At 34.0% G+C, this 21,840-nt stretch carries 16 protein-coding genes; 3 read left to right on the forward strand and 13 right to left on the reverse strand.

Going from position 1 to position 21,840, the window contains the following annotated elements:
- Positions 1-26: 26 nt before the first annotated feature.
- The 8 genes from ACTJFD_RS00910 to ACTJFD_RS00945 all read right to left on the reverse strand — a co-directional run bounded on the left by ACTJFD_RS00910 (position 27) and on the right by ACTJFD_RS00945 (position 11,801).
- Positions 27-1,778 (reverse strand): ABC transporter ATP-binding protein, encoded by a 1,752-nt coding sequence (locus tag ACTJFD_RS00910; protein ID WP_442259158.1) that lies wholly within the window; start codon positions 1,776-1,778, stop codon positions 27-29.
- Entirely contained in the window at positions 1,765-3,507 is a 1,743-nt protein-coding gene (locus ACTJFD_RS00915) for an ABC transporter ATP-binding protein (RefSeq protein ID WP_442259159.1), read from the reverse strand. The genes ACTJFD_RS00910 and ACTJFD_RS00915 overlap by 14 nt, the downstream gene beginning before the upstream one ends.
- A gap of 441 nt (positions 3,508-3,948) precedes the next feature.
- Entirely contained in the window at positions 3,949-4,731 is a 783-nt protein-coding gene (locus ACTJFD_RS00920; protein WP_442259160.1) for a (S)-acetoin forming diacetyl reductase, read from the reverse strand.
- Positions 4,732-4,996: 265 nt separating this feature from the next.
- Entirely contained in the window at positions 4,997-6,871 is a 1,875-nt protein-coding gene (locus tag ACTJFD_RS00925; protein WP_442259161.1) for an ABC transporter ATP-binding protein, read from the reverse strand.
- Positions 6,861-8,597 carry an ABC transporter ATP-binding protein gene (locus ACTJFD_RS00930; RefSeq protein ID WP_442259162.1) on the reverse strand — a complete coding sequence of 579 codons (1,737 nt, stop codon included), beginning with the start codon at positions 8,595-8,597 and terminating at the stop codon, positions 6,861-6,863. Before ACTJFD_RS00930 ends, ACTJFD_RS00925 begins: the two co-directional genes overlap by 11 nt.
- Positions 8,594-9,031, reverse strand: a complete 438-nt coding sequence (locus ACTJFD_RS00935; RefSeq protein WP_442259163.1) for a MarR family winged helix-turn-helix transcriptional regulator — start codon at positions 9,029-9,031, stop codon at positions 8,594-8,596. The genes ACTJFD_RS00930 and ACTJFD_RS00935 overlap by 4 nt, the downstream gene beginning before the upstream one ends.
- A gap of 144 nt (positions 9,032-9,175) precedes the next feature.
- Positions 9,176-11,062 (reverse strand): FtsX-like permease family protein, encoded by a 1,887-nt coding sequence (locus ACTJFD_RS00940; protein WP_442259164.1) that lies wholly within the window; start codon positions 11,060-11,062, stop codon positions 9,176-9,178.
- Positions 11,052-11,801 (reverse strand): ABC transporter ATP-binding protein, encoded by a 750-nt coding sequence (locus ACTJFD_RS00945; RefSeq protein WP_442259165.1) that lies wholly within the window; start codon positions 11,799-11,801, stop codon positions 11,052-11,054. The genes ACTJFD_RS00940 and ACTJFD_RS00945 overlap by 11 nt, the downstream gene beginning before the upstream one ends.
- A gap of 161 nt (positions 11,802-11,962) precedes the next feature.
- Between ACTJFD_RS00945 and ACTJFD_RS00950 the strand changes: the two genes are divergently transcribed.
- Positions 11,963-12,706 (forward strand): class I SAM-dependent DNA methyltransferase, encoded by a 744-nt coding sequence (locus tag ACTJFD_RS00950; RefSeq protein ID WP_442259166.1) that lies wholly within the window; start codon positions 11,963-11,965, stop codon positions 12,704-12,706.
- 56 nt (positions 12,707-12,762) lie between these two features.
- Here ACTJFD_RS00950 and ACTJFD_RS00955 read toward each other — a convergent pair whose 3' ends face one another.
- Both ACTJFD_RS00955 and ACTJFD_RS00960 read right to left on the reverse strand, forming a co-directional pair.
- Entirely contained in the window at positions 12,763-13,467 is a 705-nt protein-coding gene (locus ACTJFD_RS00955) for an SIS domain-containing protein (protein WP_442259167.1), read from the reverse strand.
- Between the two features lie 182 nt (positions 13,468-13,649).
- Positions 13,650-14,741: a M24 family metallopeptidase gene (locus ACTJFD_RS00960; protein ID WP_442259168.1), complete on the reverse strand. Its 1,092-nt coding sequence runs from the start codon at positions 14,739-14,741 to the stop codon at positions 13,650-13,652.
- Positions 14,742-15,004: 263 nt separating this feature from the next.
- On the opposite strand from ACTJFD_RS00960, the gene ACTJFD_RS00965 reads away from it, so the two are divergent.
- Positions 15,005-15,190, forward strand: a complete 186-nt coding sequence (locus ACTJFD_RS00965; RefSeq protein WP_442259169.1) for a DUF2187 domain-containing protein — start codon at positions 15,005-15,007, stop codon at positions 15,188-15,190.
- Positions 15,191-15,234: 44 nt separating this feature from the next.
- On the opposite strand, the gene ACTJFD_RS00970 is transcribed toward ACTJFD_RS00965, so the two are convergent.
- Together ACTJFD_RS00970 and ACTJFD_RS00975 are read right to left on the reverse strand one after the other, a co-directional pair.
- The gene (locus ACTJFD_RS00970; protein ID WP_442259170.1) at positions 15,235-16,452 is read right to left on the reverse strand and encodes a pyridoxal phosphate-dependent aminotransferase; all 1,218 of its coding nucleotides are present in this window, start codon (positions 16,450-16,452) and stop codon (positions 15,235-15,237) included.
- Positions 16,453-16,544: 92 nt separating this feature from the next.
- Positions 16,545-17,276, reverse strand: a complete 732-nt coding sequence (locus tag ACTJFD_RS00975; RefSeq protein ID WP_442259171.1) for an acyl-[acyl-carrier-protein] thioesterase — start codon at positions 17,274-17,276, stop codon at positions 16,545-16,547.
- A 195-nt stretch (positions 17,277-17,471) separates the two neighbouring features.
- Between ACTJFD_RS00975 and zwf the strand changes: the two genes are divergently transcribed.
- On the forward strand, positions 17,472-18,971 hold the full coding sequence (gene zwf, locus ACTJFD_RS00980) for a glucose-6-phosphate dehydrogenase (protein ID WP_442259368.1): 1,500 nt from the start codon (positions 17,472-17,474) through the stop codon (positions 18,969-18,971).
- Between the two features lie 46 nt (positions 18,972-19,017).
- Here the strand turns inward: zwf and ileS are convergent, their stop codons facing one another.
- Complete coding sequence (gene ileS, locus ACTJFD_RS00985) at positions 19,018-21,804, reverse strand: isoleucine--tRNA ligase (protein ID WP_442259172.1); 2,787 nt, start codon at positions 21,802-21,804, stop codon at positions 19,018-19,020.
- Between the last annotated feature and the right edge of the window lie 36 nt (positions 21,805-21,840).

Consider the following 21,840-nt stretch of genomic DNA (forward strand, 5'->3'; position numbering starts at 1 on the left):
CTAAAAAAGTAACGTGTTTTTATTTTTTAATTCACAGCAACCTTAGCTTGCAAACGATACATTTCAGCATATTGCTGATTAAAGGCTAATAAACTCTGATGATCTCCTCTTTCTTTGATTATACCATTATCCAAAACTAAGATTTGGTCTGCATTTTGAATCGTTGATAAGCGATGCGCTACAATAAATGTCGTCCGCCCTTTTTTTACAACCTCCATCGCATGTTGGATAATCTCTTCTGTTTCAGTATCAATGTGTGACGTCGCTTCATCTAAAATCAAGATATTAGGATTACTTGCCAACGTCCGGGCAAATGCAATCAATTGACGTTCTCCCGATGATAATGATTGCCCTTTTTCAACAACAGGTTCATGAATTCCGAGAGGTAGTTTCGCTAGTAAATCTTGACCCCCGACTTTTTGAAGAGCCTCTAATACCATTTCATCCGTAATTTTTGGGTCGTTCATACTAATATTGGTTGCAATTGTCCCACTAAATAAATAGGGCTCTTGTAATACAATCCCCATTTGTTCACGAATACTTTCACGATTATAATTAACTAAGGGTTGACCATCAATCATGACTTGACCTTTTTGAGGGTCATAAAAACGAAAAAGCAAATTAATAATTGAGCTTTTCCCCGAACCCGTGTGCCCCACTAAACCGATTGTTTCACCCTTTTTAGCAGAAAACTCAATGTTTTTTAAAATAGGTTGCTCTGGATTATACCCAAATGTTACCCCTTCAAATTCAACATCGCCTTTGCTAAATACCAAAGGAACTTCACTATCTGCTTCAATCGGTTCATCTAATAGCTCGAACACCCTTTTTCCACCAGATAGCGCTTGTTGAAGAGTTGACATGATTCGCACAAGCGTTAATATTGGGTCAAATAATCTTGAAATATAATTAATGATGACATAGATTGTACCAATCGAGTACCCCATAACCCCATCAATAAACTGAGTTCCCAAATACATTAAGGTCAAAAACATCACTATGTTTTTAATAAAAGTTGAAAAATCCCAAGATAAAATTGAATCTAAGCGAATCCCAGCTAATCTTGTTCCTAACCAAGTTTGATTCGTTGCCTCAAACTCCGCTAACATGCTGTCCTGTTGCTGATATAACTGAACAATCGACACCCCTTGTACAATTTCTGCCGTTTGACTATTAAGCTCACTAACAGATTCACGCCATTTTTTGTTGATTGGTGCTGCCTTTTTTATATACAGCCACTGCCAAAGCGCAAAAAAGGGCAACAAACCAAGCAAAGCTAAGCCAATCCTAGGCGTCACGGTAAAGAGTGCAATATAAATCGCAAGAACTGTTAAGAGATTAATAATTACCATATTACTAAAATTCAAATAAAAATTATTCCGTAACAACTCAACATCATTTACAATTCGGGCTGATATTTTACCAGCGGGTTTATCATCAAAGTAAGAAATCGGTAATTTTTGCATATGCTCATAGGCATCATCGCGTAAAATTTTACTCACTCGATTTGAAGCATAAGCTAATAAAAGATAACTGATGTAACCACAGATTGCACTCGTCAAAGTAATCAACATAAACCAACCAAACTTTTGAATCAATACCGCCAAAATAACAGGGGAACCTACCGCTATTTGTTCTGAAACATAATCAATCAGCTGTTTACCAATAATAGGTGCATAAATTGATGTTCCCGCTGATAAAACAGAAAATAGAATACCAATGATATAAAATTTCATTTCATAACGAAAATAGGACAATAAACGTTTAAATGTTTTCATCTGCTTTCACCTCCATTTGTTGATTCATATACTGCTCATAAAACCAGCCTTTTTTCTGGAGCAACTCCTCAGGTGAGCCTTTTTCAATCATCGCTCCATCTTCCAAAACAATGACTTGATCAGCTTCAGATACCGCTGACAAACGATGAGTCACAATGATATTCGTTTTGTCTTGTCGGACTTTTTGAATATTTTCTATAATTGCTCGTTCCGTTTTCACATCTACTGCAGACAATGAATCATCTAAAATCAATAACTCAGGTTCTCTTATCACTGCTCTAGCAATGGACACTCGCTGTTTTTGACCACCTGAAATAGAAACACCTTTTTCACCAATCAACGTTTCTAAGCCATCTGCCATCCGACCAATATCTTTTTTAAAATCGGCTGATTCTATGGCTTGCTCAATCGCTCGTTCGTCTGCTTGACGATTACCAAAACGAATATTATGTCCGACTGTTTTAGAAAATAAAATATGTTCTTGCGGAACATAACCAATTAAAGCTTCTAATTTTGGAATCGCATATTTTTGAATTAATTCCTCATTTACTTTAACTCGACCTAGCGAACTTAATGGATATTGACGTAATAATTGACGGATTAAAGTCGTCTTACCACTTCCTGTCTTTCCTACAATACCTAATGTTTCACCTTTTTTAATTTTAAAGGAGAGGTTTTTCAAAGTCGGCTGATCATTGGTTGGATAAGTAAAACTATAGGTCTGAAACTCGATAGCTTCAATTTGCTCAATCGCTTCATGTCCTTCTTTTTCTAATGTATCTTCTGCTTCTAATACTTCTTGAATTTTTCGAAAAGAAACATTTCCTTGTTGATACACTAATACAATATCCGATAAGCCCCAGATAGCCCCACTCAGCATCCCTAAATAAATTTGAAATGAAATCAACTGACCAATTGTCATTTGGTTCTGACTCACTAAATAACCACTATAAGTCAAACCAATTGCAGTACTAAGTCCAGTTAATAACTTAGCAATTTGACCAATTGAGCCATTATAAACAACTAAATTATTCGCTTTTTGTAATACAGCTTGAGTTCGTTTTTGAAAACGAACTTGCTCTAATTCTTTTTTCCCATACGCCCGCATCACACGGATGCCATCAACAACCTCCAAAACCTCATTACTTAGCTTAGCTACTGTGTCTCGATTATCTTCATAAAGCACATCGATTTTTTTCCATAATCGAAAAACAAGATAACCGAATAAAATTAATGGTAAAACACTCAAAATTGCTGCTTTCCATGACGTCGTTGCTATCATAATTGTTAAGATACTAACTGTCCACGTGACATTAGAAACAATCAGCATAAAACCATAACCGATGGTATCACCTAAATAATCAATATCACTAGTCATTCTAGTCATTAAATCCCCAGATCTAAATCGTTCATAAAATGGCGTTCTCAAATTCAGTAATTTTTGATAGACCGTTCGACGTAACTCTGATTGATACCGATAGGATTGACCAAACAACGTCATCACCCAAATAACATCAACAAGATAAATCAAAAGAATACTGATTAAAAAAAGAGTTAAATAAAACCATAAATTACCTTGTGTTAACGACCGACCAACAATCGCATCTATAAATTTCTGAATAATATAATTTGGTATTAACGTTAACCCTGATGAAAGAATAGCAAAAAATGTGACTAAACCATAAATCAGAGGATGTTTCATGATATATTTCCAAAACGTTTTTAACATTTCCGTATTTCCCTACTTTCTGAATAGACTTTAGGTCTATTTTTTTCGTAAAAAAGCGCAAAAAAAACCTATCAACTGCTGAATAAAATTTTATCCACAATCAATAGGCTTGTTATCTAGAATAAGAATTAAACTTCCCCCTCAAAAAATAAAAGGGACTATAAAAATAACATTCACATTATCAATGACACCATGAAAGGAGATAAACTATTTAGTTTTTGATTTTTAAAGTTTCTTTTGATTGTCAACATTTGACATTCTCCTTTCTTTCATTTTGCTTTTTTACTTAACACTTAATAAACTACTACAATTAAATGAGAATGTAAAGGCTTTTTTGTCTTTACATTAAATTAAAATGAGCTGACGCTTATTATCTCCTCATTTTAAATAAAAAAAGACTAACCAAAAAGGTCAGTCTCACGCTACTATTTCGTTCTATTTTTAGTTAAAAACCATACCACCATCGATGATAAGTGCTTGACCCGTCATATAATCTGAGTCATGGCTAGCTAAGTAAGAAACACAAGCTGCCACATCTTCTGGTTCTGACAAACGTTTTAAAGCAATATTTTGAGCAAATTGTTCCATACCCCATTCAAATGATTTACCAGCTTCATCTGCTGTTTGTTGAGCGATACCATTCATCATTGGTGTTTTTACAATACCAGGGCAATAAGCATTAACTGTAATTCCTAATGGCGCTAAATCTTTAGCTGCAGTTTGAGTAATTCCACGAATAGCAAATTTAGTACCACCATAAACTGCTAAACCAGGGTTACCGACTTGACCAGCTTGAGATGATGCATTAATAATTTTACCACCATGTCCTAATTCTTTGAAAGCTTTAATAGCTGCTTGAATTCCCCAATAAGTTCCACCAACGTTGACATCGTAGACTTTACGATATGTTTCATATGTAATATCTTCGAGTGGTGTTTGTGGTCCTAAGCCTGCATTATTAACAATAACATCAAAGCCGCCTAATTCTTTAACGGTTGTATCCACAGCTGCAAAAACTGCATCACGATCGGAGACATCGACTTTAACAGCAATCGCTTCGCCACCTTGATTTTTAATTTCTTCGGCAACTTCTTTAGCTGCTTCTAAATTAAAATCGGCTACTGCAATTTTCAAGCCATCATTTGCTAGTCGTTCACAAATAGCCTTTCCAATTCCTTGCGCTCCACCTGTTACAAATGCGACACGTTTTGTTTCGTTTGTCATGATGATCCCTCTTCTTTCATATTCAAGTCATAGCATGAATGCTATATTTTCATTATAACACTCTCATTTATAATTCCAAATATTTAAAAAAAACAGCTCTTATTTTTGTTAAATCTGACCATTTTTTTGTTCAACTTGACTAAATTAATGGCTTTCACTAGAAAAAATAATCAAAATTGTTTTAATAATAAAAAAAGAGAGTGGCTTCTAGCCCTCCCTCTTTTGTCACTCAAAAGCAAAAACAACTCTTCTATTGAGCATATGCTTAACCTAATTCTATTGCACCTGTGTATAACTGATAATACATCCCTTTTTTCGCTAAGAGCGAATCGTGGTCACCGCGTTCAATAATTCGACCGTGATCCATCACCATAATCACATCCGAATTTTTAATCGTTGATAAACGGTGAGCAATAACGAAAACAGTTCTTCCATGCATTAATTGATCCATTCCGCTTTGAACAATACTTTCTGTCCGTGTATCAATACTAGATGTTGCTTCATCTAGAATCATTACTGGAGGATCTGCAAGAGCCGCTCGAGCAATGGCTAGTAGTTGACATTGTCCTTGTGATAAACTGCCACCATCACCAGAAATAATTGTATCGTATCCTTCTGGTAATTTCTCAATAAAGTCTTCTGCATTGGCTAAACGAGCCGCTTCGATGACTTCTTCATCAGTCGCATCTAACTTACCATAACGAATATTTTCTCTAATGGTTCCTGTAAAAAGATGAGTATCTTGTAAAACAATCCCCAAAGAGCGACGCAAGGATGATTTTTTAATTCGTTTGATATCAATATCATCATATAATATTTCACCACTTTGAATATCATAAAAGCGATTAATCAAGTTAGTAATCGTCGTTTTCCCAGCTCCCGTTGCTCCAACAAAAGCAACTTTCTCACCTGGTTTTGCATAAAGACTAATATCATGGAGAATCTGTTTTTCTTTAGTATAAGAGAAATTGACATCATCAAAGACCACATTCCCGACAACTTCTCGATAACTTACCTCCCCATTCGCTAACTCTTCTTTCCAAGCCCACATGTGTGTTCTTTCTGGAACTTCAATTAATTGACCTGCTACTTTTTTAGCGTTTACTAAAGTGATGGTTCCATTATCAGTTTCCGGTGTCTCATCCATCAAATCAAAAATGCGCTCGGCACCCGCTAAGGCCATAATCACAAAATTAATTTGTTGTGAGATTTGGCTAATCGGCATATTTAATGAGCGACTTAATTGTAAGAATGAAGCAATCATTCCGACAGTCATTCCACTAATCCCATACACTGAGAATAACCCACCAACAACAGCGATTAAAACATACTGAATATTAAGTAGATTCATCATAATTGGCATTAAAGTATTCGCATAAATATTCGCTTTCGTTGCACTTTGACGCAGTGTTTCATTTTTGTCACTAAATTCTTCAATAACAACTGCTTCATGGTTAAAAACTTTAACAATTTTTTGACCATTCATCATTTCTTCAATATATCCGTTCACATTGGCTATATCTTTTTGTTGTTTTCCAAAATACTTACCACTTCGGCCAGCAATAAAGCGAATCGTCAACATCATCAAACTAATCGAAACAATCACAAAAAGCGTTAAAGGAATACTGATCGTAAGCATTGCAATAATCGTACTTACAAAACTGACGACAGCAGCTAATAAACTTGGAATACTTTGTGAAATCATCTGACGTAAAGTATCAATATCATTCGTGTAATGACTCATAATATCCCCAAAAGGATGTTGGTCAAAGTAACGAATTGGCAGTTTTTCCATTTGACTAAATAAATCATTTCTAATATTTTTTTGGGTACCTTCACTGACGGTTACCATGATTAAATTATAACTTAGTGAGGCAATAATCCCAACACCATAAATCAATGCCATCGACACGACAGCTTTTAATAAACTGCTAAAATCTTTTTGATGTGTTTGAAGCATCGGTGTAATGTGATCATCGATAACAACTTGTAAAAACAGCGAGCCTTTAACATTAGCTAACGATGTAACCAATATTAATAAGACAACTAAAAAGAAGCGCCAACGGTATTCAGATAACATTAATTTTAGAATTCGTTGAATTGTTTTAAAAGGATTTTTACTTTTACGTTTATTCGCCATGTTGACCAAATCCTTTCTGTTGCGAAGCATGTACTTCTTGATAAATTTCGTTTTCTAACAATAACGCATCATGAGTGCCCAAACCATGAATTTCACCTTTATCTAAAACAATAATTTTATCCGCATCTTGAATAGAACTGATACGTTGAGCAATAATAAAGGTCGTCGTTCCTGGAATTTCTCGTTTTAAACCTTCGCGAATAAAATGATCCGTCTTAGTATCAACTGCACTTGTTGAATCGTCCATGATTAAAATCTTTGGGCGTTTTAAAAGTGCTCGAGCAATCGTTAAACGTTGTTTTTGACCTCCAGAAACGTTCGTTCCACCTTGTGTTAAAACTGTGTCGTACTTATCTGGTAGCTCTTGAATAAAGTCATCTGCTTGAGCAATTTTAGCAACACGGACTAATTCCTCATCTGTTGCTTCTGCATTACCCCAACGTAAATTTTCTTTAATGGTGCCTGAAAACAACACATTTTGTTGTAATACCATTGCTACTTCATCTCGTAAAGACTCAATATCATACTTACGAACGTCTAGACCTCCGACTTCAATCGAGCCTTTTGTCACATCATAAAGACGAGGTATCAACTGTACCAAGGTTGATTTAGCACTCCCCGTTCCACCAATCACACCAACAACCTCTCCAGGTTTGATATCAAAAGAAACATCTTTAATAACATATTTTTCGTTACGATTAACATAACTGAAACTAACATTTTTAAAAGCAACCGATCCATCTTGAATGCTCATTACAGGATTGGCTGGGTTTTTAAGTGAGCTTTCTTCATCAAGAACTTCTTTAATTCTACGAGCGGATGTTCTTGAAATAATAAGCATCACAAAAACCATTGATAACATATTCAAACTCATTAAAATTTGACCTGAGTAAGTAAACATACTCACTAACTCACCCGTTGTCATTTGAGAATTAACAATTAATTTTGCTCCTACCCATGAAATAAGTAACATGGCTGTATACATACTAAATTGCATCAAAGGACCATTCATCGCTACTATTCGTTGGGCTAATGAAAAATTACGATACATATCTTCAGAGACAGATCCAAATTTTTCCTTCTCATGTTTTTCACGAACGAAAGATTTAACCACACGAATGCCTTGTAAGTTTTCCTGAACGACCTTATTCATACGATCATACATCTTGAAAACTCGATCAAATACAGGAAAAGCAAAACGAATCATTAAGAATAAACCAATCGCTAAGACGGGGGTAATATAAATAAAGGTCATCGCTAATGTTGAATTAATCCGAAAAGCCATAATCAATGAAAAAATAAACATTAATGGGCTTCGAATAAGGATTCTAATAATCATTTGATAAGCGTTTTGGACGTTTGTTACATCCGTTGTTAACCTTGTTATCAGACTGGAAGTTGAAAATTTATCAATATTTGAAAATGATAATTCTTGTACATGGCTAAACAAAGTTAACCTTAAATTTTTGGCTAAACCAGCTGAAGCAATCGCTGCATATTTTCCTGATAGTGTTCCAAAAAATAAAGCAATAATAGCTAATACAATCAAAATAGCACCAATCACTAAGATTTTTTTCATATTACCTGCTTCGATTCCTTGGTCAATTAACATTGCCATTACTAATGGAATCACAATATCGAGCGCGACCTCTAATGCTACCAATAAAGGAACAATTAAGCTCGTTTTTTTAAATTCTTTTACCTGACCTAAAATGGTTTTTATCACATATGTTCCTCCTCTTTGATATTATTTTTAATTTTATCAACAACAGCTAAAAAAGTTACAATTTCTTCAGCTGAAATATCATTGGCTAATTGTTGATTCATTTCTTTAAATGCTTGAAGTGTTTTCAAAAAATAAGCTTGTCCCGACGAAGTCAATTTAATATCTTTCAAACGACCATCTATATCATTAGATTTCCGTGTAATTAGCTGTAATTTTTCCATTTGTTGCAAAATCCCACTTGCCGTTGAACGACGGATATTAAAATAAAACTCTAAATCTTTCTGATAAACGGCTTCTTTTTGCTTACCGATATAGTGAATAAAAAAAGTTTGCATTGGGGAATGCTGCTCTGGAAACCGTGACATCAGATAGCGATTCGAATAACGAAAAAACTCATTCGACAAATTTTTTATTTCTAAACCTACACTACGCATTTGACAACTCCCTTCTTTTTATTAAATAGTTCGCTACCTAACTATTTTGAGGCAAAAAAAATTAATTGTCAACATAAAAAACTTTGACACAACACGTCAAAGTTTTTTAGTCTTATTTTTTAAAGCCTTTTCTTCTAATCATAATTAAGCAATTCTAGTAATTTCTCGATATAATTTATTGAAATAAAAAGAACGAGCAATTAAATAATAAAGGATTTGAATTCCTAAAAAAGTCGCAAGAACAATCAAAGCCATCGGTTGTAAGCTTTGATTAAACAAAGCATACATGGCAGTTAATGCCACTAAACCATGACCTAATGAAACAATCATCGGCGTAAAGAAGAGGATCCCAATTTGTTGGTAAACGACTTTTTTCATCTCTAACTTGCTAAATCCTAGCTTATAAACCATCAAAAACTTTTCACGGTCAAGCGCGATGTCACTATACAACCTAAAGTAAAGAAAACTTCCAGCAGAAATAAAGAAAATAATACCAATAAAGAAACCAATAAATAAAATAGGTGAATAAAAATAATTAATCTTCTTTTTCAGATAAGGCTTGATTTGAATATCTGGATTCCCTTCTAATTTCTCTCCTATTTTAACAAGTTTTTTATCTTCCTCTGCTTTGGCAAACCAATGATAGGAAAGATTAATCCCATTATCTTTATTGTCTTTTTGTTTTTGATACGTTTGATTGCTAACAACAACTATCGGATTAAAGTTTGAAGTTAAACGATAGTCTGTTTTTACGGGAGTCACTTTTTCTTTGGTTTCACCCTTGAATTGAACAAAAGAAAGAGGCATTTTCTTTTTAGTTTGTGTTAGTTCTTCACTTGGATTACTTAATACTACAGGCAACTTTTTAGTCTTAAACTCATCCAATTCAAGCTGTTGAGCTAAATAATGATACATCTTTTGACTTATCAAAGTCACTGCTTCAACTGATTCTGGACTGGCTTGAGTTGTTATCGTTTCTAATTCTATTGCTTTACTTGTCACTTTTTCACGAGCTAAAGATTTCTCGATTAATTCAATATTTTCGTTTGATTTTTCTGGTGTTTCTTCCGTTGATTGAAAGAGTGTGATTGCATAAGGATCACTATCTATTCCTGAAAAAGTCATCTCTTTAAATCCGACTAACGTTCCAATAGCTGAAAAAGCAACCGTCGAAATCACTGTTACGAGATAAAAAGCCTTTGCATTATCTTTCATTCGAAAAGCCAAGTCTGAAAATAGTAATAAATTTGTTTTTTTCCAAAACCATTTTTCATTACCTTGTAGACGATTCACCATAAAAACACTAAATTGATTAAAAAAGAAATAGGTTCCTAAAATTACAACAAAAATGACGGGTATCATTGCCATCACAACTTGTGGTCCTTTTGCCATCAGGGCTACTAGATATCCAATCCCAATTAATAAAACAGCTAAAAGAACTTTTGTTTTTGATGGTTTTAGTTGTCCACGACCCAATTCTTGACTCTTAAGTAAGGTTTGAATCTCCAATCTAGGTATTTTAAATTGAACTAAAAACGAAATAACTAAAAATAATAAAAGAAAGGAAAGAAAGGTAATCCCCATTGCTTTTAATGGTAAATAAAAAGCAAAGTCTACTTCTAAAAATTTACGACTCAAAAAAAGTAATAACTGAGAAAAAAGAAGCCCTACCATTATTCCAAATAAAGTGGCAAAAAAGCCGACTAACAGGTTCTCTCTCACTATCATTTTTTTTAATTGCTTCGGTGACATTCCTTGAATTAGCAGAACCCCAAATTCTCGTTTCCTTGATTGAATAAAAATAGCCACAGAGTTCCAAACAAAGAAAAATGAAAACAAATAAATAATAATAGCTGACGTTGCCATCCCAACTTTAACTGCAGTATGTAAATCAGTTCCCAATTGTGGATGTAAAGCAAAGCTCGCAAAAGTAAAAAAACTCATAACGGTTGATAAAACACTTAAAAAATATGCAGAGTATAAACTTTTATTTCGTAAAGTATTTTTCAAGACAAATTGATTAAAATTCATGATGAACACCTTCTATTTCACGCAGCGTTTCTAAAATCGAATCATAAAAAACGTCTCGTTCTACTTGGCGATTTAGTTGTTTTACTAGTTCACCATCTTTGATAAATACAATTTTTTTACAATAACTTGCTGCAACAGGATCGTGAGTAACCATTAAAACAGTGGATTCCTTTTGCTGATTCAACCGTTCTAAAAGTTCCATAACATCAGCTGAAGCTCTCGTATCTAAATTTCCTGTTGGCTCATCAGCCAAAATAAGTTTTGGTTCATGGATCATCGCCCGTGCAATCGCAACTCGTTGTGCTTGGCCACCTGAAATTGTAGCAATCTTTTTTTTGAGTAATGAATCAATCCCTAACTCGATTGCAATCATCTTTAATTTTTTTTTCATTACACTGATTTTTTCACCTTCTAAGGTTAAAGGTAAAATGATGTTTTCTTCAACGGTTAAGGTTGGCATTAAATTAAAATTTTGAAAAATAAAGCCTAATTCATTTCTTCTAAATTTCGCTAACTCTTCGGACTTTAATTTTGCTGGTTCTTTTCCATTTAAATAAATTGCTCCCGAGGTAGGCTGATCAATCGTTCCAATTAAATTTAATAGGGTTGACTTTCCACTACCTGAAGGCCCCATAATCCCCACAAATTCACCGGCTTCAATTTCTAAATCAATTGATTTTAATGCTTGATAAGTTACACCTTCATTATATATTTTAGATACATTTTTAATTGTTAACATCCTAACGCCCACTTTCTTTTTCTCTCTTAGATTTATCTTATCAAATTAAGATTTTTTTACATAGGGCGCTAGTCTGACACTCCTATTATCATTTAGTCTGACAAACTCAGAAAATATCTTGTATACTAATAACTATCAAACACTTAAAGGAGTCGTTAAGTATGTTTATTGAATATGGTGAATTAAGTACTAAAGTATATGAAATAACTAAGCCAATTAATCACTCAATCGATGGAGATATTGAATTTTATTATCATTTACTAAAAAATAAAAAAGGAAAAACACTCGAAGCTGGCGTTGGAACAGGTCGCATGTTAATTCCCTTTTTGGAAAAAGGGCTGCTCATCGAGGGAGTTGATTTATCGAAAGAAATGTTAACACAATGTGAAATAAATTTAAAAAAACAGCAACTGACTACTCCCCTATTCCACCAAAACCTTTTAGATTTAAACCTAGAAACAACCTATGAAACCATTATTATGCCAACAGGTAGTTTTTGTTTACTTCCAAAAGAAAAGATTGGACAGGTCTTTCAACGTTTTTCAGGGCATCTCGAAACAGGAGGAGAACTTATCTTTGATATTGAACTACCTGTCGATTTTAAAGAAAATCAGCAAGAAACATATTCTTTTCCTCTCACTAAAGAAACAGGTATTTTATTTACAAGTCACAGTCAATCAATAGATTGGGTTAACCAAAAAATCAGTTATCTCCATCGCTACGAATATTTTGAAAAAGGAATTTTAAAAAATAGTGAACTTTCTCATTTTATTTTGTACTGGTATGGGATTAATGAATTAAAACAATTGATGACATCTTTTGGTTTTGAAACTACTCAAGTCATTCGAGGCTATCATAAAAATGAACAAGCTTCTCTCTTTACTTTTATCGCAAAAAAGAAATAGCAAGAAAAAGCCTAATTTTCAACAGGATTCGTTGGAAATTAGGCTTTTATTTTTTATTAAATATGAAAAATACGATTTGCATATTTTTTTTCTATTTCTTCGTTGTATTCTGGGCCACCATCAACATTGGCGCTCTTATAAATCGGGGGTTCAAATCCCTGTTTTGACATTAATTCAAAGGCTTCATACATTGTCTGTTGTAACAACAAAGTAGCAGAAAAAGAAGACGTGCCACATACTTTTGAGTCCAGTCCCTCTACCTCTAATGCCGAATCACCAAATGTCGAATGATTATCTAAAACAACATCTGCAAACTCATACAATAATTTACCACTTGGATGACGAGATGAAGATAGTTTTGAACTTTCTAATGCAGTAACAACAATTAAAGGATTACCATGCTCTTTGACCCACGCTGCAATCTCAATACTCATTGGATTACGACCAGAATTTGAAATCAAAACAAAAATATCATTCGGTTCAATCATTAAGCGATGTGTTAGTATTTTACCAACACCTTGACTTCTTTCATACAAACCATTGGCTGGATCTAAAATAACCTTAGAAGGTATTAAGCCTCCTGCTCGTCCGCTAACCTCTAACGCGGCGGCATAAGAGTGTCCACTACCAAACGATTGAATAATCCCACCGTTCATAATCCCCTTGGCAATGATTGCTGCCGCTTTCGACATATTTTGACTTTCTTTCTCTTCTAAAATTTTTGCTAAACGTTGGCACTCTTCAAAATAGGCTAAAGTCATACTTTGTTCTCCTTGTCTTACTGCTTAATTTATAATAAAATAAAAATGACTTATTACACTTGGTATATTAACATATTAAAAATTATTTAGCAATCGCTTTCAAAGATAGTTCCTACTGTTTAAACACAAAAAAAAACAAATAATAGTAATTTTAAAATCTTACTATTATTTGTTTTTATTATTTAAGCAATAATTGTTAATTCTTTAGGATAATGGTTTAAAACATCACAGCCCGTTTCCGTTGCTACAACTAAGTCTTCAATTCTTACTCCTACTTCACCTGGCAAATAAATACCTGGTTCAATTGAAAAAATCATGCCTGGTTTAACTTCAGTATGATTTGCCGCTGAAACATCGCCAGCTTCATGGCACTCAATCCCAATAAAGTGACCTGTTCTATGAGTAAAGTACTCACCATACCCTTTTTCAGTAATGTAGTCACGGGCTGCAGCGTCAATCTCACTGAATTTAACACCCGGTTTTACCTTAGCAATCGCACGTAGATTAGCTTCTAGAACCGTTTCATAAACGTCGCGACTTTTATCTGAAACCTCTTGATAGAAAAAGGTTCTCGTCATATCTGAACAATACCCATTTTTAATGCCACCAATGTCTAGAATAATGCTGTCTCCTGCCTTAACTATTGAATCATCATTCATATGATGAGGATCGGCTCCATTCGCACCATAAGCAACAATTGGATCAAATGAAAAGCCTGAATTACCTAGGTCATGATAAATAGCTGCTAATTTCTTTGTCATTTCTAATTCTGTTAATTTTTGAGGAATTAGAGCTTGTAAACGATTAACGGCCTCATCGTTATCTTTAGAAACATCCTTCATCAATTTTATTTCTTCAACAGATTTAACACTGCGAATATCATCTGTGATGTTAGAACTTAAGTCAAAGTTATCCACAGGTTTATCCACACGTTTCATTAAATCCAATAAGAAATGTGCCGCCCAGCTTTTATCCACAGCTATTTTTTGATTAACATCTAACTGATTAATTAAATTCAGCATCCCAAATCCTTCATCTGTATCATCAACTGAAACGATAGGCATTCCTAAATCTTTTTCAGCAATAGGAAATAAGCGATTAATCACCGCTACATGTTCGCCATTCTCTTTTAAAACTAACGTTAATAAGCGTTCACCTGGATCAACAGAAACTCCCGTTAAATAATAAATGGTTGCTGGATCAGATACTAGTAGTTGTGGCAGTTTCCGTACCTTCATCTCTACTAAGATTTTATTCATTCTTATGTTATTCAATCAAATCATTCCTTTCATTCGTTCTTAAATTACATTATACGAGTATCTTTCGTAAGCGTCTAGGTTTTCTCTAAAAATAACATTTTACTCCAAATTGTATCTAAAAACGAAACTAAATGACAAACTATCAGACAAAAGACTAAGAATGCGCTTTCTTTAAATTTTAACTTCACTTTTATATTTATTATGTTATAATATGGAAACACTATGAAATTCGTACCATTTTTTTAATTTTTTATTGATAGATGAGGAGTGAGTGTCGCATGCAAAAAGAGAATAAGATTCAGTTTGATTGGCAAGGTCAACAATTCGAAGGCTTTATCGAAAAAGAATACGAACATTCTTTTTTAATCAGTGTCAGTAATCCCAACTCAGAATTATTAGATAAATATTTGGGACGAGTTGTCGTTAGTAAAAAAGCTTGTCAACTTTCTTCGGTAAATGCCTAAAATAAAGAAGAGTGCTTACTAATTAGTAAAGACACTCTTCTTTTTTATTTTTGACGATACGTTTCTAAAAATGTTTGTAATGCCGTTGTTGTCATTTTTAAATCTTCAACTTCTGGTAGATACACAATTCTAAAGTGATCTGGTGTATTCATATTAAACCCTTTTCCATGAACCAACAAAATATGATGTTCATGTAAAAAATCAAGAACAAATTTTTCATCATCACGAATATTAAAACGTTGAACATCTATTTTAGGAAAAATATAAAAAGCCGCTTTTGGTTTAACCACTTCAATACCAGGAATATCACTTAGCGCTTTTGTTATAAATTCACGCTGCTCATAGATTCGTCCTCCAGGCAACAGTAATTCATCAACGCTCTGATAACCTCCAAGAGCAGTTTGAATAACTTGTTGTGACAAGACGTTCGAACATAAACGCATCGAAGCTAACATGTTTAAACCTTCAATATAGCCTTTAACATGTTTTTTTTCACCACTTAAAACCATCCAACCACACCTAAAACCAGCAACTCGATGTGATTTAGATAAACCATTAAAAGTCACGACACATAAATCTGGTGCTAAGCTACCAATTGAGATATGTTCTAAACCATCCATTACTAAACGATCATAAATTTCATCAGAAAAAATAATCAATTGATTTTCTCTAGCCACTTGAACAATTTCTTCAAGTAATTCTTTAGAATAAAGAGCTCCTGTTGGATTATTTGGATTAATTAAAACAATCCCTTTTGTCCGAGGTGTGATTTTACTTTTTATATCGTCAATGTCGGGGAACCAGTCAGCTGATTCATCACAGACATAATGAACCGCATGACCACCCGATAGTGTAACTGCCGCCGTCCACAGTGGATAATCAGGCATTGGCACTAACATCTCATCACCATTATCAATCAATCCCTGCATCGACATCATAATTAGCTCACTTACACCATTTCCAGTATAAATATCATTGATTGAAACTTCTGGCAATCCTTTAAGTTGACAGTATTGCTGAATTGCTTTTCTAGCAGCAAAAATTCCCTTTGAATCAGAATAGCCTTCTGATTGGCGAGCATTGGTTATCAAATCATAGATAATCTCATTGGGTGCTTTAAAGCCAAAGGTAGCTGGATTACCAGTATTTAGTTTTAAAACATGGATTCCCTGAGCTTCCATACGATCAGCTTCTTCTAAAACAGGTCCACGAACATCATAACTCACATGTTCTAACTTGGATGATTTTTCATAAAATTTCATAGAATTTCCCCCGCAAATATAAGATGTATTTTTTAAATTTACTGCGTTGATAGTAAAATGACAAGTGCTTTATAAAAAACTTATTGATTATTTTACCAATAAATCGTAGCTTCGCATGATAATTGCTCATCAACCGTCACTTTATGAGCAGTTATCACGGTCTCATCAGAAGAGACCGTTGAATATTGACTAACAACAGCATCGCCATAAAGTACTTCTTTATTAAAATTAACCAAAATACGTTTTGGTGTGTTTTCTCTAAGAAATTCAATGGGTAAAACATCAAATAACCAAATAAAATAAATGGCGTTATTAACATGTTGGTTGGCATCCAAATCAAAATAGCGCACAACATAATTTTTAGTAGCTGCACTCTCTTTGAACTCAGCTTGTGGAGCTGGTCGTTTAATTGTTTTAATTTTTTCAGAGGCAAAGGGAGCTATAATCTCTTTTTTTACACTTGTTATTTTACGCTTCTGAGTATCCATCAAAGCAAATACAGACTGCATATAGACTAATTCTTCTCCATTTTCATCTAAAATCCAAAAATTTCGATAACAGAAAAACTTATTATAGGATTCCGCCTCTGTTTTAATTGTAATCGTTTCTCCCTGTTCAGGCAGTCGATTAATGTCAATTTCATAATGCGTTATAATCCATCCTAAACCAAACTCAGCCACTTTTTTTTCACTCACACCAAGTACTTCACTTTGACTTGTTGAAGTTGCAACAACTAATTTTAATAAAGATGGTAATGTGATTCTTTTAGTGACATCACACTCATAAAAAGGAATGATATGTTTTTCTGAATATTCTTTTCCCATGCTATTTCGCTCCTATTTGTTTAATTACTTAGATAGTATAGCATAATTTTTTTTATAACCCCATTTATTTATTAAAGTCAAATTAACTAAAATCCATTCCGCTCTAAAGGATTGATTTGTTCAGAGTTTAAAAGTAGAATAGAGAATATTGGGGGGTTAGACCTAATGATTATTGCAAAGAAAGTTGGTAACGCTATGACGCACGAGAACCATGCCCTGTTCACTATTTTTGGGGCAACGGGAGATTTAGCTAAGAGAAAGCTATATCCTTCTCTTTTTCGTCTCCATCGAAAAAAAATGATCCATTCACATTTTGCTGTCATTGGGACAGCACGTAGTGATTGGTCAAACGATCGTTTTAGAAAGGTAGTAGCTGAATCACTACAAGATCTAAATCCGACCGAACAAGAACTGAATGAATTTGTTGAACACTTCTACTATCAACCATTAAACGTTACAAACACCGAGGAATATATTTCCTTACAACAACTTGCCGATGAACTTGATCAAAAATATCAGCTCAATGGAAATCGTATTTTTTATCTTGCTATGGCACCACAATTTTTTGGAATCATTTCCAAACATATCCAATCAGAAAACATCATTTCAAAAGATGGCTTCAATCGTCTGATTATTGAAAAACCTTTTGGTGTAGACCATGAATCAGCGACACAATTAAATAATGAAATTTCTGCTGTTTTTTCTGAAGAACAAATTTTTAGAATTGATCATTATTTAGGTAAAGAAATGATTCAAAATATTGCTGCTGTTCGTTTTGGAAATAATATTTTTGAATCGCTTTGGAATTATAAATATATTGATAACATTCAAATTACTTTAGCTGAAAGCTTAGGTGTCGAAGAACGTGGCGGTTATTATGATCAAAGTGGTGCTTTAAAAGATATGGTTCAAAATCATATTCTACAAATCGTAGCGCTATTAGCAATGGAACCTCCAACTGTTTTTTCTGACGAAGCTATTCGAACTGAAAAAATCAATGCTCTAAAGGCCGTTCGTATTTTTGATACTAAAGAAGTGAATGAGAACTTTGTCCGTGGACAATATGGAACTGGCCTTACAAATAAAAAAGGAGTCCCAGCCTATCGTTCAGAAAATGGTGTTAAACCTGATTCGGTAACTGAGACCTTTGTTGCTGGAAAATTTTTAATTGATAACTTCCGTTGGACAGGTGTTCCTTTTTATGTAAGAACAGGAAAAAATATGGCCGAAAAAGGAACTCGAATTAATATCGTTTTTAAATCAACGCCGATTAACATTTTCCGTTCAGTTGATGAGCCAATCTGTAATACAAAAAAATTACCTGAAAATATCTTAACTATTTATATTCAACCAACAGAAGGTTTTTCGCTAACTTTAAACGGGAAAAAGATTGGAAACGGTTTTGACATTGATCCAACTAAATTAATGTTCCGACAATCTGTTGAAAATCTTGAAAATACACCTGAAGCTTATGAAAAATTGCTTTCTGATTGTCTTAAAGGAGATGCTACTAACTTTACTCATTGGAGTGAAGTTGAGCAATCTTGGAAAATTGTTGATGTTATCCGTCATGTCTGGGATCAAACTCCAATTGATTTTCCCAACTACTCATCAGGTTCTATGGGACCACAATCTGCTTTTGATTTATTAGAAAAAGATGGTCGTCAATGGGTTTGGTGCCCTTTTAAAAAATAAAAAGTTGCCCTAAAACAAGTTTCTGTTTTAGGGCAACTTTTTATTTTTATTCTAAACCTTCTTTGATTGCTTCTGGAAAGTTTTCTTCAACTATACTAATACAGCGTGAACATAACGTTGGAAATGTTTCATGACTTCCCACATCTTCTTTCACTGCACGACAACGTTGGCATGTTTCACCTGGTGCTTTTTCAACTAAAACAGCAAGATCGTCAAACTTAATTGCTGATTCAGGTGCTGCTTCAAATGAAGTCCCTACTTCTAAATCTGAAACAATCAAGATTTGTGCTAAGTTTGTATTTAAACTTGTTAACAAAGTCTTAATCATTGGATTTGGATAGAGCGTTACTTTAGCTTCAAATGATTTACCAATCAACTTCTCGCTACGAGCAACTTCTAGTGCTTTCAGAACATTATCACGTAATGTCATAAATTCTGTCCACATTGTTAATAACTCATCTTGATCAGTATAAGTAACATAACCTGGTAATTCTGTTAACTGAACATACTCTTCTTCCTCACTCAAATAAGACCAGATTTCTTCAGATGTATGAGGTAAAATAGGTGTCATCAATTTAGTAATTGTCACCAAGATGTCATAAAAAACGGTTTGCATTGAACGACGTTCCACATTGTCTGCTGCTTCAATATAGACAACATCTTTAGCAAAATCTAAATAGAAAGCTGATAAATCAGTCGTACAGAAATTAACGAGTTGTTTATACACTGTTGAAAATGAATATTTTTCATACCCTTTTTCACGAATTGCTTTAACTTCTTGATTCAATCGAATCATCATATATTTATCAACTGAACGTAAATCATCATAAGCCACTCGATTAGTTTTTGGATCAAAATCAGAAGTATTCGCCAATAGGAAACGCATTGTATTACGAATTTTACGGTAAACTTCTGAAATTTGTTGTAATGTATTCATATCCACACGAACATCTGATTCATAATCAACACTAGCAACCCACAGACGTAAAATATCTGCACCCATTTGATTGATTACTTTGTTCGGTTCAATTGTATTTCCTAATGATTTACTTTGCTTACGACCTTGAGGATCCAATGTGAATCCTTGAGATAAAACAGCTTTGTATGGTGAAACCCCATTAATCGCAACACTTGTAGTGATACTTGAGTTAAACCAACCACGATATTGGTCAGATCCTTCTAAATAAAGATCAGCTGGAAACGTTAAATTATCTCGACCTTTTAGCACTGCTTCATGTGAAGATCCTGAATCAAACCAAACATCCATAATATCAGTCTCTTTTGTAAATGTTCCATTAGGACTACCTGGATGTGTAAAACCTGCTGGTAATAGTTCTTTTTCATCCCACTCATACCAAATCGTTGAACCATGTTCAGCAAATAAATCAGCTACATGATCAGTTACTTCTTTATTTAAAATAGCATCGCCGTTTTCAGCATAAAAAATTGGTAATGGAACGCCCCATTGACGTTGACGAGAAATAACCCAATCACCACGATCGCGAATCATGTTATATAGACGTGTTCTTCCCCATGGAATAATCCAATCAACTTTCTCAACTTCAGAAAGGACATCTTCTCTAAATTTATCAATTGATGCGAACCATTGTGGTGTTGCACGATAAATAACGGGTTTCTTTGTTCGCCAATCATGTGGATAACTATGAGTAAAGAAATCTAATTTTAGTAATAAACCTTTTTCTTTTAACAATTCGGTAATCATTGGATTCGCTTTATCATAAAAAATACCTTCAAATCCAGGTGCTTCTTCAGTAAAGCAACCACGACCATCAACAGGTGATAAAACTTCTAAACCATTCTTTTTACCAACAATATAGTCATCTTCACCATGCCCAGGAGCTGTATGAACTAACCCTGTACCCGCTTCAAGTGTTACATGATCACCTAAGACAACACGAGAATCACGATCATAGAATGGATGGTGTGCAGTCATTCCTTCTAATTCAGTTCCTTTAAAACTTTTGACAACTGAATAGTCTTCCCAACCAATTTCTTTTGCAACCGTTTCTAAGAGTTCTTTTGCTAAAACATATTTTTTACCTTCAGTCTCAACTAAAACATAGTCAAACTCTGCATTTGCCGAAATACCTGTATTTGCAGGTAATGTCCATGGTGTCGTTGTCCAAATGATAAAACTTGTATCAGCTTCTAAGACTCCTTGACCATCATTCACTGGAAAAGCGACAAAAATTGAAGCAGACTTAACATCTTTATATTCAATTTCAGCCTCAGCTAGTGATGATTCACTTGATGGCGACCAATAGATTGGTTTTAAACCTTTATAAATATAGCCCTTATCAGCCATTTTACCAAAGACTCTGATTTGAGCAGCTTCATAATCTGGTGTCAATGTAATATAAGGGTGATCCCACTCACCAGCAACACCTAAACGTTTAAAATCCTCACGCTGTTTGTCGACTTGTGTTAAAGCATACTCTTTACATTTTTCTAAGTATGCTGCACGACTCATTTCTTTACGTTTAATCCCTTTATTAGTCAACACTTGTTCAATTGGAAGTCCATGTGTATCCCAACCAGGAACGTAAGGTGAACGGAACCCTGACATTGATTTAAAGCGAACAATAATATCTTTACTAATTTTATTAAGCGCATGACCTAAGTGAATATTTCCATTTGCATATGGGGGGCCATCATGTAAAACAAAAGTAGGTTTACCTTCATTTAATTCTTGACGACGTTCATAAATACGATTTTCTTCCCAATCTTTTTGCCATTCTACCTCTTTAACAGGTAAATTTCCACGCATTGGAAATCCTGTTTTTCCTAAATGTAACGTTTCTTTTGTTTTCATCTAGTTATACCCCTTTCTCTTTTAAAAAAATAAAAA

The organism is Vagococcus sp. (assembly GCF_052102835.1).
Classification (GTDB): domain Bacteria; phylum Bacillota; class Bacilli; order Lactobacillales; family Vagococcaceae; genus Vagococcus.